Annotated in this window: 13 protein-coding genes and 1 tRNA gene; 4 read left to right on the top strand and 10 right to left on the bottom strand. The window is 36.3% G+C overall.

Features of this window, described 5'->3' with window-relative positions:
- Positions 1–151: 151 nt before the first annotated feature.
- From BFG57_RS03635 to BFG57_RS03660, 6 genes are all read right to left on the bottom strand, one after another.
- Positions 152–1,342, bottom strand: a complete 1,191-nt coding sequence (locus BFG57_RS03635) for a sugar ABC transporter permease (protein WP_069716113.1) — start codon at positions 1,340–1,342, stop codon at positions 152–154.
- Positions 1,339–2,862, bottom strand: coding sequence for a xylose ABC transporter ATP-binding protein (locus BFG57_RS03640; protein ID WP_069716114.1), 1,524 nt, complete (start codon positions 2,860–2,862; stop codon positions 1,339–1,341). Before BFG57_RS03640 ends, BFG57_RS03635 begins: the two co-directional genes overlap by 4 nt.
- Before the next feature lie 204 nt (positions 2,863–3,066).
- The gene (gene xylF / locus BFG57_RS03645) at positions 3,067–4,146 is read right to left on the bottom strand and encodes a D-xylose ABC transporter substrate-binding protein (protein ID WP_083249048.1); all 1,080 of its coding nucleotides are present in this window, start codon (positions 4,144–4,146) and stop codon (positions 3,067–3,069) included.
- Positions 4,147–4,300: 154 nt separating this feature from the next.
- Positions 4,301–5,842: a response regulator gene (locus BFG57_RS03650; protein WP_069716115.1), complete on the bottom strand. Its 1,542-nt coding sequence runs from the start codon at positions 5,840–5,842 to the stop codon at positions 4,301–4,303.
- Between the two features lie 5 nt (positions 5,843–5,847).
- Positions 5,848–7,251 carry a sensor histidine kinase gene (locus BFG57_RS03655; protein WP_069716116.1) on the bottom strand — a complete coding sequence of 468 codons (1,404 nt, stop codon included), beginning with the start codon at positions 7,249–7,251 and terminating at the stop codon, positions 5,848–5,850.
- A complete protein-coding gene (locus BFG57_RS03660) occupies positions 7,244–8,212 on the bottom strand; it encodes a substrate-binding domain-containing protein (RefSeq protein ID WP_069716117.1) in 969 nt (322 codons plus the stop codon). Before BFG57_RS03660 ends, BFG57_RS03655 begins: the two co-directional genes overlap by 8 nt.
- A gap of 389 nt (positions 8,213–8,601) precedes the next feature.
- Between BFG57_RS03660 and BFG57_RS03665 the strand changes: the two genes are divergently transcribed.
- The 3 genes from BFG57_RS03665 to BFG57_RS03675 all read left to right on the top strand — a co-directional run bounded on the left by BFG57_RS03665 (position 8,602) and on the right by BFG57_RS03675 (position 9,607).
- Positions 8,602–8,674, top strand: a tRNA-Val gene (locus BFG57_RS03665).
- Between the two features lie 120 nt (positions 8,675–8,794).
- Positions 8,795–9,286: a copper amine oxidase N-terminal domain-containing protein gene (locus BFG57_RS03670; protein ID WP_069716118.1), complete on the top strand. Its 492-nt coding sequence runs from the start codon at positions 8,795–8,797 to the stop codon at positions 9,284–9,286.
- A 45-nt stretch (positions 9,287–9,331) separates the two neighbouring features.
- On the top strand, positions 9,332–9,607 hold the full coding sequence (locus BFG57_RS03675; RefSeq protein WP_069716119.1) for a hypothetical protein: 276 nt from the start codon (positions 9,332–9,334) through the stop codon (positions 9,605–9,607).
- Between the two features lie 126 nt (positions 9,608–9,733).
- On the opposite strand, the gene BFG57_RS03680 is transcribed toward BFG57_RS03675, so the two are convergent.
- Positions 9,734–11,374 (bottom strand): lamin tail domain-containing protein, encoded by a 1,641-nt coding sequence (locus BFG57_RS03680; RefSeq protein WP_083249049.1) that lies wholly within the window; start codon positions 11,372–11,374, stop codon positions 9,734–9,736.
- 432 nt (positions 11,375–11,806) lie between these two features.
- On the opposite strand from BFG57_RS03680, the gene BFG57_RS03685 reads away from it, so the two are divergent.
- Positions 11,807–13,135, top strand: coding sequence for a Vps62-related protein (locus BFG57_RS03685; RefSeq protein ID WP_069716120.1), 1,329 nt, complete (start codon positions 11,807–11,809; stop codon positions 13,133–13,135).
- 95 nt (positions 13,136–13,230) lie between these two features.
- Here BFG57_RS03685 and BFG57_RS03690 read toward each other — a convergent pair whose 3' ends face one another.
- From BFG57_RS03690 to glgX, 3 genes are all read right to left on the bottom strand, one after another.
- A complete protein-coding gene (locus tag BFG57_RS03690; protein ID WP_069716121.1) occupies positions 13,231–13,455 on the bottom strand; it encodes a hypothetical protein in 225 nt (74 codons plus the stop codon).
- A 32-nt stretch (positions 13,456–13,487) separates the two neighbouring features.
- Positions 13,488–15,653, bottom strand: a complete 2,166-nt coding sequence (locus BFG57_RS03695; RefSeq protein ID WP_069716122.1) for an AGE family epimerase/isomerase — start codon at positions 15,651–15,653, stop codon at positions 13,488–13,490.
- Between the two features lie 89 nt (positions 15,654–15,742).
- A complete protein-coding gene (glgX, locus tag BFG57_RS03700) occupies positions 15,743–17,833 on the bottom strand; it encodes a glycogen debranching protein GlgX (protein WP_069716123.1) in 2,091 nt (696 codons plus the stop codon).
- Positions 17,834–17,889 lie beyond the last annotated feature (56 nt).

Raw genomic sequence — 17,889 nt, forward strand, 5'->3', positions numbered from 1 at the left:
ACAAAGCAAAGAAACAATTAGTTCAGAACGAATAGGAAATGTTATTGTCTGATGAACATCACCTCCAAAAAATATAACTCTCTTTCTATAGAAAGTAAGTCTTCCTTACTAGAAGATGAATCCACATAAGGAAGACTATGTTGCTATTAAATTATGCTTTAGCTTGCTTCTTACGGCTTACCATATCAACCCATACCGCTAGAACTAGAATGCTACCTTTTACAATCAATTGCCAGAATGAATCAATGTTCATAATACTCATACCGTTATCTAGACTTGCCATTACGAGCGCACCGATTAGTGCACCAGAAATCGTTCCGACTCCACCCATAAGACTCGTTCCACCGATAACACACGCAGCAATTGCATCAAGCTCGTACATCGTTCCTGCCCCAACTGTTGCCGCATTAACACGTGCTGTTAAAATCAGACCAGCAATTGCAGCTAATGTATTACCTAATACAAAGATCATAAGGATACGTTTCTTAATATCAATACCAGATAATGCTGCTGCTTCTGGATTTCCACCTAATGCATACACTTGACGACCGAAGACAGTATTTTTTGCAATAAACGTGAAGATGATAGCTAAAACAATTACGATGATAAATGGAATTGGAATTCCTTGATATGCATTCATTAGCATAACGAATCCGATAATTCCAGCAGCTGTTAAAAGCATAATACCTACCGTCCAGCTTGTTGGAATTACTGGGAAACCATATTTAATTCTATCTTTACGTTTTTTCGTCATGAAGAAAATAGTTAAACATACAGCAATACCTGCAATAATTAATCCAACCAATGCTGGAATGTAACCTTGACCTAATACTTTCAATCCTGGAGAAAGTGGTGCTACTGTACGGCTATTCGTAATCCCTGTTAATATCCCTCGGAATATTAACATACCTGCCAGAGTTACAATGAAGGCTGGAACTGCCCGATAGGCGACCCACCAACCTTGAACCAAACCGATAATCATACCTAGTACAATTGTTGCAATAATAACAAGAATTGGATGCCAACCGAGCCATACATTTAAGATCGCTGCAACCCCACCTGTTAACCCAACTAGTGAACCTACTGATAAATCAATTTGACCAGCTACAATAATAAGTACCATACCAATTGCTAGAATGGAGGTTACAGACATTTGTAGAAATAGATTTGATAGATTTCGAGGTGTTAGAAATGTATCATTCAATAATGAGAATAAGATCCAAATTGTTAATAACGCACCAATCATCGTGTACGCACGGATGTCCATTTTGAACAAATGTATTTTCTTTTCTTTCACATCAACAGCTGTTTCTGTTACATCTATTTTCTTAGCGGTATTCATACTGTCACTCCTCCCGTTGCGGCTACCATAATTTTTTCTTGTGTTGCTTCTTCTGCAACGAATTCCGCTGCTTTTTGCCCTTCAGACATAACCATAATTCGGTGACTCATTCCCATTACTTCAGGTAATTCAGAAGAAATCATGATTATAGCCACGCCTTCTCTAATTAATTGATTCATTAAGTTATAGATTTCGAACTTTGCACCAACATCGATACCCCTTGTCGGTTCATCCAAGATAAGCACTTTCGGTTTTGTCATTAGACATTTACCTAGTACGACCTTTTGTTGATTTCCACCACTTAATGTTCCTGTTACTGTCTCTACTGAATTTGCTTTTATTCTCAGTGAATCAATATATTTATTTCCGTGAGAAATCTCTTCATTTTTGTTGATCACCTGACGATTAGAAATAGAAGGTAAGCTAGAAATCGAAATATTACTCTTAATGTCCATATCTAGAATCAAACCGTATTTCTTTCGGTCCTCTGATACGAGAGAAAGTCCTTGTTGAATCGCTTGCTTCGTATTTTTAATCTTTACTTTCTTCCCATCGATTAACACTTCACCTGAATTTCCACCTTGTAGACCACCAAAAAGACTCATAACAAGTTCTGTTCTACCAGATCCCATCAATCCTGAGATACCAAGAATTTCACCTTTACGAACGTCAAAGCTAACAGAATCCACGAGCTTTTTCGATGCATTTTCTTGGTCAAATACAGAATAATCACGAACAGACAAAACGGTTTCTTTCGGTTCAGCTTTGATACGAGGGAAACGCTCTTTAATTTCTCGCCCTACCATTAAAGAGATAACTTTATCCTCTGTTAACTCTGATGCAGGTTGGGTAGACACTGTTTGTCCATCTCGTAAAACAGTAATCGTATCTGCGATTTCAAATACTTCATTTAATTTGTGAGAGATATAGATGCATGTCACACCACGTTCTTTGAACTCTAATAAAATATCTAAAAGGATTCTAACTTCCTGTTCTGTCAAAGCCGCTGTCGGTTCATCCAAAATTAAAATGTTTGCATTTTTGGATAACGCTTTTGCAATCTCAATCAACTGTTGCTTCCCGATTCCTAACGTTCCAGTAATCGTTTCAGGATTAACCCCTTTTAACCCTACTTCTTTCAACCATTTTTCAGCTTCTTTGAACATGATGTTTTTATTGATAATCCCGAACTTTGCAGGCTCATTTCCGAGAATGAGGTTTTCTGCAACTGTCATTTGTTTTGCTAATGCTAATTCTTGATAGATAATTGAAATCCCCGCTTTTTCAGCATCTTTAATCGTTTTAAATTCACATACTTTTCCGTTAATCTCAAGTGTTCCATCATACGTACCGCTTGGATACAACCCACTCAATACTTTCATTAACGTTGACTTACCTGCACCGTTTTCACCACACAGCGCATGAATTTCGCCTTTTTTGGCAACGAAATTAACTTGATCGAGTGCTTTCACACCAGGGAACTCTTTCGTAATGTTCTTCATTTCAAGTACGACTGACATTGTTTATCCCCCTTTTAACAAAAGCGCAAAGCGCCCGCCTAACGGTGACAAGCATAAGGCAAGTTGGCGAAAAGGCGCTCTTCACCTTCTTGACAACTCAACTTATGATTGCAAACCGATGACGCTTGAAGCTAGATGTTATGCCTTCTTATATTTCGAGAAAAATGTGAACATGTAACATGTCCACATTCTCCAATTCCTTCATTATTTGCTGTATTTGTATACGTCGTCTTTTGAATGGAACTCATCAGCAATAATTGTGTCATCGATGTTATCTTTGTTAACCGAAATAGGGTCTAAAAGAATTGAAGGTACATCGATTTTACCGTTATTTACAGTGCTGTTTGTTTCCACTTCGTTACCTTCTGCCATTGCAACTGCTTGCTCAGCAATTGTTTCAGCAAGTAACTTAATTGGTTTGTATACAGTCATTGTTTGTGTTCCTTCAACGATACGTTGAACACCAGCAAGCTCTGCATCTTGACCTGATACTGGAACTTCACCAGCTAAACTTTGTGCTGCTAAAGCTTGAATAACTGCACCAGCAGTACCATCATTTGCTGCAACTACTGCATCAATTTCGTTATTGTTTGCTGTAAGCGCATTCTCCATGTTCGCTAGTGCATTTGCAGGATCCCACTCATCAGTCCACTGATCGTAAACGATTTCAATATCGCCACTATCAATTAAAGGTTGTAGAATATTCATTTGACCTTTTTTGAATAGGTGAGCATTGTTATCTGTATCTGCACCTTCAATCAATGCATATTTACCACTTGGAACTATTTCTGTAATCGCTTTCGCTTGCATTTCTCCTACACGCTCGTTATCAAATGATACATATAAGTCAACATCTGAATTTTTAATTAAACGGTCATAAGAGATAACTTTAATACCTTCTTTATGAGCCTTTTCTACAATTGAAGCTGTAACTTCTGCATCATGTGGTACTACAACGATAATGTCAACACCTTGGCTGATTAAGTTCTCAGCTTGTGCAAGTTGTTTCGCGTCATCACCATTTGCAGCTTGTACATTAACAGTTGCTCCTAATGCTTCAGCACGAGCCACGAATAAGTCACGGTCACGTTGCCATCTTTCCTCTTCCAATGTATCCATTGAGAATCCAATTACAATTCCATCATCTGATGAAGCTGTTTCTTTATTTGTGCTCTCAGATCCAGTTGATTCGCTGCTGCTTTCAGTTGCACCATTACCACATGCAGCTAGTACCAACGTGAACATTGTTAATACTAAGAACATTTGCCAAACTCGATTTTTCATCTCTATTCCTCCTTCATTCAATCCTTACACTTACAATTTATCATCTATGAAAGCGTTTTAATTTATAATGTTCTGTAATTATTTAAGATTAGTAGGATTATTTTAAGATATTGCTAATGTCTTAAGATATTGTGCTGGATATAGGGAATAGGACTTATGATTTGTACTTATTCCGATAATCAGTAGGTGACATCTGACACATTTTCTTGAAGACTCTACTAAAATAGTTCGGGTCTTTATAACCGATATCTAGTGCAATCTCTTTTAAGCTCTTCTCTCCTTGACGTATATATTCTTTTGCCTTTTCAATTCGACACTGTGTCAAGTAATCAATATAACTTAACCCATACTTATCCTTGAAAATCTTACTTATATATTGTGGACTCAATTTCATTTTCTCAGCAAGAACCTCTAACGATAGTTCACTCTTATACGTTTTGTGAATATACTCTTTAATTTTCGAAGCAGTATCTACCTGTCTCTCGCTCCGCTTCTCTTCGAATTCTTTCAATATTGCACTTATTTGATAAGCTGTTTCAGTACGAAGCTGACGATAATTTGTAATCGTATGTGAGAAGACGTGCTTACCAATCTGTAATCCCAGTTCATCGAAATGACGATACATCATAAAAAACGCTTGCTGAATTTGATTTTGAATTTCCTTTATATTTTTTTGTAGCTTGCGACCAGCTTCGATCATTTCAATAACCATTTCTTTGATTTGATCATAATTATCACGCTCAAGTGCTTCGATAATGGATCGTTCTATTTTTATAAGTGAATGCTCGATCTCTTTTTGCTCATTATCTAAGTCAGAATAGAAGCAAAATCCAGAAGCAGATTCTATATGAAGTGATGCTCGTAAAGCCTCATGATATGAATTTTTCAGGTGTGACATACCTTCACTTACCCCACCTACTCCGATAAAAATCTTCACGTCTTTCCACTTTGATGTTGCATTTTTTAACTTGCGAATAATCGCTAACGCATGTTTTTTATGAGCGTTAGCTTGCTTATCTGGCACAAATGAAATGATCGGTAATTGTAAGCTTGAAAGTGCTCCAACCCAACCTTTTGATACGTTGTGAAACGTTTCTTTAATCACTTTATATAATTCATTACGTTCAGCTTGGCTCATTTCTCTATCCATCGCCATGATGCTAATTGATAATACGAACATTTTACTTTCCTCACTTATTTCAAAGTAATCAAGTAACTGCTTCACTTGTACTTCATGAAGATGATCAAATAAGAGCTGTGTCACGATTTCGGTTTCCATCAGCGGAGCAACTTGGTCCATATGTGACTGCATTTTCTTTTGGTCTTCAATTTCTTTGACGATACCTTCAATTGTTTCTAGAATAACCTGTTTCTTACTCGGCTTTAACAAATAATCTTTCACACCTAGTCGAATCGCCTTCTGGGCATAAGAAAATGTATCATATGAAGATACGATCACCATTTTTGTTGATGAATGTTGCTCTAATATTTGCTCAATCGCTGTAAGACCATCTATACCAGGCATCTGAATGTCCATTAAAATCAAATCAGGCTTGTGTTCAAGTGCCTGTTGTACTGCTTCATTTCCATTGCTCGCTACTGATACAATATCTATATGTGGAACATTATCTTCAATCATTTTCTTAAGTGCGATACGTTCAATCTCCTCATCTTCAGCAATTAATATTCTAGTCATGTAGCTCACCCCTTTGGTAAATGTAAAATAATCGTCGTCCCCTGCCCTTGAATACTGCTTATGTTCATTACATTTTCCGAGCTATAAAACAATTCAAGCCGTTTCCGTACATTCTCCAAACCAATTGAGTTACCTTTTTTCTGTTCTTGAGTATCAGCTGTTGCGTCTATTCCTGGTCCATCATCTTCAACTTCTATTACTATCTCATTCTCCATATCTCGTACTCTAAGTATTATTTCCCCACCATCTTCAAATGGTTCAATCGCATGAATGAAGGCGTTTTCAATCAACGGTTGTAAAATCAAATTCGGAATTAAGTAATTCAAGCATTGTTCATCAATTTCATACGATACAGACAAACGTTTCGTAAAGCGGGCTTTCAATATAGTGAAATACTCTTTTACGATGAAGATTTCCTCACTTAACTTTACTGGCTCATCATATTTACTTAAGTTATAACGTAATAAATTCGAGACACTTACTATTAAATCACTCGTTTGTTCCGCCCCTTCTAAATATGCTTTCTTAGACAACAGGTTCAACGTATTGAATAGAAAATGAGGATTCATCTGGCTTTGTAACCGTTGCAATTCCTTCTCTTGTAACAATAATTGTGATTGCTGCAACCGTTTCTCAAGCTCTGCTTTCTGCTTCATTTCCTCTATTGAACGCTTTAAGTTTTGACGCATTTGATCAAACGTGTCACCTAAAAATGCTATTTCATCATTCGAGTCTATTTTGATCGGATATTGAAAGATCCCCTTCGAGATTTGTTTCGCCCCTTGTAATAATATATGTATCGATCTCGTAATCCCTTTTGAAACCCAATATGAAAAAGCTACTAACAGCAAGAAAATTACCGTGATCGACAATAATCCGAGACGATTCAAATTTCGGCTCAGTTCAAAAATCTCTAAGTATACTTTCTCGTGAAAACGAACTTCCTGCTTAAATAACGTCAATGTCGTTTCATTTATATATTGCGAGATTTTCGCAGCCTCTTCAGCATGATAATTCACATTGATTGAATTCTGATTTTCTAACGATAAAACTGCTGCATCCATTTCATGGATTTGCCTATTAATCATTTCGATATAACCAGTGATCGTAATAATATTTCGGTCATTTTGTATCTGATGAACACTCTTAGATAACGAGTTGAACTCCCCTTTTATTTGCTCATACAGTTCTTGATTACTTTTAGATGGTATACTAATGTACTGATTTAAATGTGCAATTGCATTATCACTATAAGTTGATACTTCATTTAATAATAAATATCTTTTCAATATTGTGTTATACACTTGGCTGGACTGATTGTTTAACATCGTCATGATAAACCAAAAAGCCCCCATAATTAGCATAATCACCATAGATAAGAGAATGATTTTATTCTGGATTTTATTCATTTTTCATTCTCCTCACTTGATAAGGATAGACGACATCTATCGAAACATAGTTGATTTCTTTTAGCGGTAGCCTATCAGCAGCTAACCATTGTTTCATAAGCAAGATACATTTCTCACCAATTTCATTATTGTCATACACGACACTTCCATCTACATGCTCCATCTCCTCAATACGATTAAAGGAGAAAATTTGAAACCGATCCATCCGCGCACGATTTTCGATAACATGAAGTAAATCTTCTGTACTACGAGCATTTACGCCAATTAATAAGTCTAACTTAGGGTAACGATTCAACATCGCATTCGTTGCTCGTTGCACAGGATTTAACACACCTAGCTGTTCTGAAGTTAATCCCTCTACAACCTCTACACCATATTCTGATTTAAGCACTTTCTTGATCCCATTGACTTTCATTTGCTCAATATTCGTTAATTGCGATTCTCCTATTATTCCAACTCGGTCTCGTTGTGAATATTGTTCTGCAATCAGTTGTCCCATCACAATACCTGCTTCATAGTAATCAGGTCCCACATACGCCTTCCGAAAAGTAGTTGGTGCATCATTCATGAAAGTAATCACAGGTATTCCTCTCATTACTGCCTTATCAATTTCCTTATTAAGGTTGGCATCATCCATTCCCATAACCAAGATGCCATCGACATTCGATGCAATGGAAACATTCATTTCCTTCACCATTTCTTCAACATTCCCATTATATGAACCTCTCACCTCAAGAATCATCTCATTCTCCTGAGCCTGCTGCATCGCACCTTGCACAATCTGTTTCCAAGAGTATGAACCCAACTCTGGATAAATAATTGCAATACGCGTAGGAGAATCCTCACTCTTAGAACCTTCTAACAACTTGCCTACCTCTTGATAAGACGCATTCAAATGATAGAAAGGGATAAATATAATAAAAATAGCAATAACAAATAATAACACTTTAAGCGCCTTCAATTCCTCAACTCCTCTACCTAAACTTCATGATTAATCTCATAAAAATCCAATTATAAGATAATAAAATCAATTCTCTCTATTATATATTTTATTACAAATATGACGATAGTGAAAAAAGGAATTTACAATTTGTAATAATCACCAACGGTAAATGAGCATTATCATATTGAAATATGCTTCACCATTTGTTAATAATAGTAAGAAAAAATGTGGGTAATTATAGTCAAATTAAAGAAAACTATCGATCTTCAAAGTGAATAAGACATTGTGTAAGATTATTGAATTCAAACTTCATTTCCCCCTCTCGATAGTGATGCTATTGACTTTTATTTTGAACACGTTATAATTATATTTGTCCAAACATACTGGATAAATATGATACATATCATGATTCCGTAGCTCAGCTGGGAGAGCGCTACCTTGACAGGGTAGAGGTCGCTGGTTCGAACCCAGTCGGAATCATCTTTTAAAACGATGAAATAGCGCGGTTTTCTCACTTTGAGAAACCGCGCTATTTCTTTTCTTTTTGGTAAGTGGCACAATTTTGGCACGTTTACTTAATTAAAGCATTGGAAGGTACAATTGATAAATAAGTGGTCTATTCTATTATTCGTAGTAACTATTTATTTTGTACTTAGTATAAGTCAACCTAATGTGCATGCTGAATCTACTTCTACTACTAAATTAATAGTAGCAGGTGAAACTGTAACGGAACAACTTACTACTATTACTTATAACGGGAGAACACTCATTCCACTTCGCACTGTCAGTGAAGCGTTGAATGTACAAGTGAAATGGAATTCGAAAACATCTACAGTAATTGTGCAGAAATGGGGAGAACAGTTAAGTATAAAACCTAATGCACATCAGGCCAAACTGCAAGGAAGAGTGTATCATGATGTGATTCTAGATCTACAATCACCAGCACAGTTGAAAGATGGATCGGTCTATGTGCCACTTCGTTTTATTGCACAAACCTTTGGGTATGAAGTGAATTGGGATAATGGCGAGATTCGAATTAATTCTCCATTAAGTGAAGAGGAAAGAGAAAGATTGTATCGTGGGTCTCTTTAGGAGGCTAGGAAACAGATTACGAGAATTTATCAACCTATTCATTATATGAACCAGCCACTCGAAACTGGATATCCTTCTGAAATCCTTGGTAATGTTTATATTTTCCCAGAAGGAGAAGCGCTACGATTTTATAATATTTCAGGTAATACGATTTCATGGATAGAAATTAAAGATGACTTTCTTGTTTGCACATGGCAGGCTCATTTTAAGGATGACTTATCTGGTTCTCTTGAGACATTCTTAAAAATGAACATAATAAATGAAGTTGGGCAAGCACCTGTAATAAATAATGATATGTTACTTTATTCTCATAACATCTAATATATTGGAAATATATTACTTATTTACATATCTTTTTTCTTCAAACTCTTCATTTGCATGACCTCACAAAGAAATAACGCTCAACCTACATAAGGCTGAGCGTTAATGTTCACAATATAACTAGTATTAATAACTACCAATATAGTTAAACGTATTAGAAGGATAGATTGTCCATTCACTACTATTGTAACTAGAGGATCCCGAGGTAATATCACTATTTCTTACAAGCGTTTTATCTTTTGCAAAGCTTGTACCAGCTGTACCAATAACATCAATTACCGTTCCGTTTTGCTTTAATGTTACGGAATCATCACCATTATAGACCATGTTTGAATCGGTTACGTCTGATTCTGCTAATATCGCTGATTCTGCATTAGGGTTTGCAATGACAAAAACTTCACCACTTCCAAGTGTACCTCTTAAAGATATACTACTAGAAAGGTTTGAAAGTTCAATCGTATATTGAGATAAATCAATCGTTTGATCCGTTCCATTATATATTTCTAATGCTTTATTGTAGCTACTTCCCTCAATGTATTCTGAGAAGAAGATGTTTGAACTTTGACCTTGTCCAGCTTCCACATAACCGTATGAACCGAAAGCAAATGTAGAGGCATCCCACCACTTGTAACCTGGAGATGGTTGTGACCACGGTTCAACTTCAGGTTCTGTAGAATTTTCAGGTGTTTCAAAAATCAATAATGGTGTAGGAGTATCTAACTCAAGACCTGAGACATCAGCAAAGCTCGTATAATTTTCTTGCTCTGACAACCAATCTACCATGTTTACTAAAAGTGTTGCATCATCAGCTTCTAGGAATCCATCGTAAGTTCTTTTTGAAGAGCCATTTTCTTCACGTTTATATTTTGGTGTTGCATCTTCAACGGGAGATGAATCACCAATGAATGCTGCCTTTCCTATTCCAACCTTACCAATTGCAGCATATGGGCCTTCATCTATTCCTCCACCATTATATACACCTTGATCTACAGCATGTGACCACGCAGCATTTGTACTAGGCAAATAGACGATTCCCTTTGCTTTCGCTGGATCTACAATCGCCATCGTTGAACCTGCATGCATCGCAACCCTTTGTACACCTTCTGTTATTCCAAAGGATTGATCTGGTGTTACAATTTGATTTGCAGTAACATCTCCAAGTGCATTGTATCGGAAACGAATTCCGAAGTTATCTGCTAACCAATCAGAGCTATTAACGTCTTCCATCGCACTTGAATTACGTTCCTCCGTACTCATTCCTTTTGTAGGATCACTCCAAGCACCACGACGGTATCCGTTAAAAACTTCAGACGAATCCCAACGATTTTTATTACGGTCAGCATTATAATGATCAGAAATGAAGAAGATACTTCCTCCATTTTCAACATATTGCAACATTGCATCTTGTTCTGAAGTTTTGAAAGGGATGTTTGCTTCAGGAATAACAAATGTATCGTAATCTATTAAATCTTCATATGTAATCGGGGTAGTTTTTCTAAGCTCTTTTACAGCATATCCATGATCAGCAAGTGCATTTGCGAAATCGGAGAAACCTCCATCAATTACCCAATCTGCCGCACCAGCTGTTTGTCCGTGCGCATTATCAAATAATACCTTTTTACCGTTCTCAATTCCTCGAGCCTCAATTTCTGGTGCTGGATCATTTGGCCCTTCAGCGAAAACGCTTACATCAGTTTGCGATAAAGGAGAAAGTGCAGTAACTGCAATGATACTACTAAACAACCATTTTTTTGTCTTATTCCACATAATATGTACCTCCTGATGATTTTTCCTTACTTTCTAATATTATCATAGTAATATGAATATTAAATTAAATATTCATGAAAATGATCAAAAAAAGGAGATTTATTATTACTTTTTAAAATATCATAAAAATCCCAGCACATTTAACACCCTTACAATATTTAAATCAAAAACTAAAAGACTATACAAATGAACATTGTTACCTTCACAACTCTATATTTCATCCATGTATCAATTCTACTAATATGACTTTTATAAAATAAGATAATAGATTTTTTCTCTATTCATGTTAATAATAGTTTAAATATAAAAAAATGTGGAACTTGTACAATATAAAAAGTAAAGGAGGTACGCTTACATTTATCTGATTATTCTAAATTTTAAACATAAAAAGAAATAGCTATTGCTATTAACTATTAAAAAGGAGTGTGTGACGTGACAATTGCAAAACATAAACTGTCCATCGTTCTTCTTATTGCCTTATTATTATCAATTTCAGAAATACTCCCTACTCACGCAGCTGAGTCCGATCAATATTTAAAAATTTCGAGTTCTAATAGAGATGGAGACTTAGACTCTGCTAAAGCATATGTACAAGTATTAGAATATGCTGATTATATTGGCTTAAATTATAGATTCTTTTATCCGTATAATGGAAATATAGGTGGTGCTGGTATTTTCCCTAGTGGAGCACATGCAGGTGATTGGGAAGGTGTAAAGATAGTTGTAAATAAGAGAACGAATGAAATAGAAAGCATTCTTCCCTCCTCACATGAAAGTGAACACGATTGGCAAAATGCATCTGTATTTGAATTTGAAAATGGACATCCTGTTGTTTATTCTGCTGAACAAAGTCATGCTAATTATTGGACAACTGGTAAACACACAAGGTTAAATGGATTTGGCAATGATTATACGAATAAAGGTGCACTTTGGAATATTCCAGAAAACAACTTTATAATTTTCAATAAACAAAATACACCATGGATGGATTTCTCAGGAAGATGGGGAGATAGCGGAAATGAAAATAATGATGATTGTGGTTTTAGTTGCCCTAACAGTCCTAAATTTTCAATCGGAAAAGGTTGGTTTAGAGATGTTACGAATGCACAGAGCAATAGCGAAATCACAAATTTAGGGAATAATGATGTAATAAGTGCATATACATATGCGAAAGATTTTGCACCTAGAGTATATTTGCAAAGTAATGAATTATATTTCCCTTCAACAGTAGAATGGTTTCTTAAGCGGGCACAATTAAAAGAGGATGGCAAAGTCTTATTAGATAAAGGTAAGGTGAATGGGTGGTCAGTCGTTGGAAAGTCTCCTGACAATATTTCTCTAGACATCACGAATTTTAACCTGTCTAATCATAGTGATTTTATCCCTAGACCTGAAGAAGATCGAGCAGACTCATTTGAACTAGTAGCTGAGGGAAATAATACAGTTGATTATGTAAATAAAACATTATACTTCGATCCAGATGGAAACTCGTATACGTTTGGCATCTGGTTAAAAGCGGCTGACAGCTCAGAAACACAAACTGTTTCTCTCCGCTTACGTAGTCAGGGCAATAATAATGATGGGAATGGTGATAACGACAAGATAGCCACATTTGACGTAACAAACGATTGGGAGTTTTATTCTGTGACACAATTGTTTGATGTACCTGCTGATTGGATTAGAACGACCATCTATCCAGCTGGTAAAGAAAATGGAACGGGAAGTGTATTAGTTTCTAATCCAAAATTGATAAAAGAGTAGTAAGTTGATTAATAAGCTACTTTTATTTAATAAACTACTCTCTCATAAAAAAAGATAAGCACTTCAACAATCTGTTGAGTGCTTATCTTGCTTTCTTATTTCTTTCCCTTCATCACAAATAACTTATTATCGTTCTTTACTGGAAATTCTTCCTTCGTTATTTTTACCCCTTCAACAATTTCAGTAATGTTAATTCCTATACGTGCTAATGCATAAATTAAGATTCCATGATGAAGCTCAATGTAGTCGTGAAAGATCGTGTTCATGACACCTTCTGTTAGTTCGATAAGTGCTGAGAATAATAGAATTAAACCAATCAACAACTTAAAATATGAGCTCTTAAAAAATGTTGTCACCTTTTATTTACCGTCAACTGTACGCTTTCGAGTGATTCTGCGAAAATGATTCCTTCATCAAATTGTTCATCAGTAAAACGTTGTTTCAGCTCCTCTGTTGCACCAATGATATAAACTTCAGTATCAAGTGATAGTTTCTGTGTTTCGAAGATAATAGCACGAATGCCTTCCTTACAAATCTCATCTAGGTCATTAACAATTATCGCAACCTTCGTCGCACCGTCATTTATGACCTTAGCAAAGGCTTGCTTGAATGTAGTTAATGCTCTTGTGTCAAATTCACCAATTAACTGTAATTTAGTTATATCTTTATCACGAGTAACATTTGCTTCAAAATGTTCTGCACCAACAGCAGGTACGATCCTTACTTGTACTTTTACACGTTTTTCGGTTTGTGGAAGACGTACAAATAGGCCGTCAGCATCGAAGTCATCATACTCTTTTCCATCAATCCAAACCTTCTCAATCTTTACTGACCCATCTGGTAACATATCTGGTTGTACGCGTAAAATGTTGTCTGCAAAGCTATTTGCATATGGCTTAAAATAGAAATCCATATGTTCTTTCGTTATTAATAGATTCGTATAAACTGCTGCTAAATATGCTAATTCAAATGAATGATATCCACTCATAGAATGGCTTCCTTTCATTCTCTCCGTACCAAGTAAATATGGCAGACCGTTTGCAAGCACATTAAAGTAGATGCCACCAGAATCATGATCCAAAAACCAAGTATTATAAAAAGCAGCTGATTCACGTGCAAGCTTCAAATATTCTTCTTTCTTCATTACACCTGCCATAATTAAGTACGCAAGAATTCCTTGTTCCTGTTGCCACCATGCTTTCCGATCATGCCAAGCAAAGCGGTGAAACTCCTCCCCTTTACCTAACTCTCTTTCCATTACATCATACCAACCACCACGCTGAAGGTCTCCCCCTACTTGAGGCATAATTTCTGCAATCTTCTCCGCAAACTCCATATAACCTTTAGCTGGAATTACATTGTTCATTCGAGTTAAGTTCCACGCTATTTTTAAATTGTGCCCAACGACACCTCGATTTTGCTGCCAGCCCCATTGTTGATCATGCGACCAATCCTCATGGAATTTTTCTTGCACAAATGGACTATGATCATAGTCTTGGAAATGCTCTGTAATTGTATCAGCCGTATATTTTAGCATGCTTTTATAACGCTCTTCTCCCGTAGCAAGCCACAAATTAATTAAGTAAGCTGGTGCATGGTCTCCAACTGAGTTCCAGTTTTTCCGAGAACGATCCGTTCCTAATGCTTCACTTCTTGGATCAAATGTAATCGGATCAATATGAGAGAAATATCCACCTTGTTTTCGATCTAAGAAGTATTTATCGAATAAGTTGACTGTATTCTCGATATCACGTAACGTTTCATTGTTTCCTGTCACTCTATACGTTTGAGTAGGACCAGCTAATGCATAGATTTGTTCATAAGCCGGAATTGCATTGTAATCATCTCCAAATTCAGATGCAAGAATCTTTCTTGTTTTCCCGTCCTTTACATCAATTGCATGATACCAATACGTGATATCTTCACTATTATCAGAGCACTTGAAATGTTCTCGTAAATATTTCGTTCCCTTCTCAGCCGCTTCAAGATAATGTTCTTCTCCTGTCATCATATATGCAGAAGCAAATCCATACACTAGACGAGAAATCGTATCCGTTTCTTGTCTAGTTGTATCTTCATGTCCACCTTCTAGATTTAACGTTGTACGATACTTACTATAATCGATTTCTCCACCTTCGAATTGAGCTTCTAAATAGAAGTCTGCAAGTGCTTTTACTTGTTTAATCCACCAATCTTGACCTTCAAATCGGTACTCAGTTTCTGTTCTTCCAAGGAAAACGATGTGTTTTGCTTCAAAATTCAATTGATTATTTTCTGGATAGAAGATCCCGTGAGCATACAGAAATCTTCCTTCTGCAAGCATATCTTTCATTTGACCTGAACAGTCAATATAAGGTTCTCCGAAATTACGGACTAATTCAGCAAATGTCGTATCTGTTAATTTCACGTTATATGGTCTTCCATCTGACGTTTCTAGTGTAAACGTTTGATTATCCCAATCGTACATTTTTACATATCCAGCAATCGTATCAGAAAAAGTAAATGTCATATTTTTCATTTCAATCTCCTCTTTTCTATTTTCATAGACGAACTGGTTCAAACTTCTCTGCTTTCATATAACCTTTAACAGCAGAGTGCTTGATTCTATTATTTAGAAATTAAAATGACAACACTATGAGGATTGACCTCGTATTCTACTCCTTCAATGACTATCTCCTCGCCCTTTAGTACGATATCATCAGGAGATTCTAGTGACGTATCAACAAATCGATGCCATGTTCTTTCCCTATTTAATTGTGGTAGTTTGAAGGACAGGCTTTGCTCATTTTCCATATTCATCATGACATGAATATCAGTATCTGCATCTTTCAATGCTCCCATAGTAAAAGAGAGAACACGAGAATTCTTATCTTGCCAGCCTGGTGCATGTAACTCACATCCATGCCAATCGATATCTTTTAACCCTCGAGAATTAACAAACCCATCAAAGAAACGACCTCTTCGTAAAATCTCGTGATCTTTTCGAAAAGCAATCATATTTTTGAAGAAATGGAACAAGTCTAGATTTTGCTCAACCATGTTCCAATTGAACCAACTAATATCATTATCTTGACAGTATGCATTGTTATTTCCTCGTTGTGTTCTGCCAACTTCATCTCCAGCTAGAATCATCGGAATTCCTTGAGAAAGCATCAAAATAGTACAATAATTTTTGATTTGCTGTTTTCTTAATTGATTAATCGACTTTTCATCTGTTTCTCCTTCAACTCCACAATTCCAACTGAAATTCTCATCCATTCCATCTCGATTATCTTCGCCATTCTGTTCGTTATGTTTCTCGTTATAAGAAACGAGATCCATCATCGTAAACCCATCGTGACATGTAATAAAATTAATCGAGTTATTCGGTGTATGCCTTGAATGCTCATAAATATCTGCACTGCCAGCTATTCGAGCAGCAATTTCACCAATTAAACCGCCATCTCCCTTAACAAACCGTCTAACGCTATCACGGTATTGCCCATTCCATTCAGCCCAACGATAACCTGGAAAACTACCAACTTGATAAAGTCCACCAGCATCCCACGCTTCCGCAATAAGCTTTGTATGCTCAAACTCTTCATCTAAATCTATGTTCCAGAGTACGGGGGGATATTTTAACGGCTTTCCATCTTCACCTCGTGATAAGACTGATCCTTCATCAAACCTAAATCCATCTACATGCATCTCTTTGACCCAAAACTTTAGAGAATCTGTAATAAACTTTTCCACAACAGGATGATTACAATTCAACGTATTGCCACATCCTGTGTAATCCATGTAATATTGACGATCTCCTGCAACCGTATCGTAATACACCTTATTATCGAAGCCTTTAAAAGAAAATATCGGACCTTCATGATTTCCTTCATCGGTATGGTTGAATACGACATCAAGGATGACTTCAATTCCAGCTCGATGAAGTGCTTTCACCATGTCACGAAATTCATCTAAATGAGAACCACTTGCTGGTTCAACACAATAGCTCTCTTCCGGTGCAAAATAACCTAATGTACTGTAGCCCCAATAATTTTTCAACTGTTCTCCATTATCTAACGTCTTATAGATATCCTTCTCATCAAAATCAAAAACTGGCAACAATTCAACAGCAGTTACACCAAGCTCCTTTAAGTAAGGAATCTTCTCAATAACACCTTTGAATGTTCCTTTATGATTTACATCAGATGTAGAAGACTTCGTAAAACCCCTAACATGCATTTCATAAATAATTGAATCCTTCATTGGAGTTAGAGGAGCTTCATCACCTTCCCAATCATAGTTGTCTGGATTAATCACAACACTACGCATCGAAGTATCTACATTATCTCCTGATTTACAAGCATTGCCTCGATCCCAAAGTGTATTTGTATTTCCTAATGCATATGGATCAATTAACACTTTGTCTCTGTCAAACCGATACCCTTCATTCACTTCTTGTGGACCATCAACACGATATGCGTAATGTATCCCTTCCTTAATACCTTCCACATATACATGCCAAAAATGATTCGTTCGATTCCCATTTGGGTCTAGTTCAATTGATGCAAAAGGATTTTTTGTGTCATGCCTATCAAACAGCAACAACTCAACCTTCTCCGCATTCTCGGAAAAAACAGAAAAATTCACACCAAGCTCATCAACAGTTGCTCCAAGTGGATATGGTCGACCTACTTTTTGCTTAATGGCTATCGAATTCATATTAAACCACCTTTATCACGTATCGACTAACACTAATACACTCTCTTCAAAACATA

Origin of the sequence: Bacillus solimangrovi (assembly GCF_001742425.1) — a bacterium.
Classification (GTDB): Bacteria; Bacillota; Bacilli; order Bacillales; family Bacillaceae_N; genus Bacillus_AV; species Bacillus_AV solimangrovi.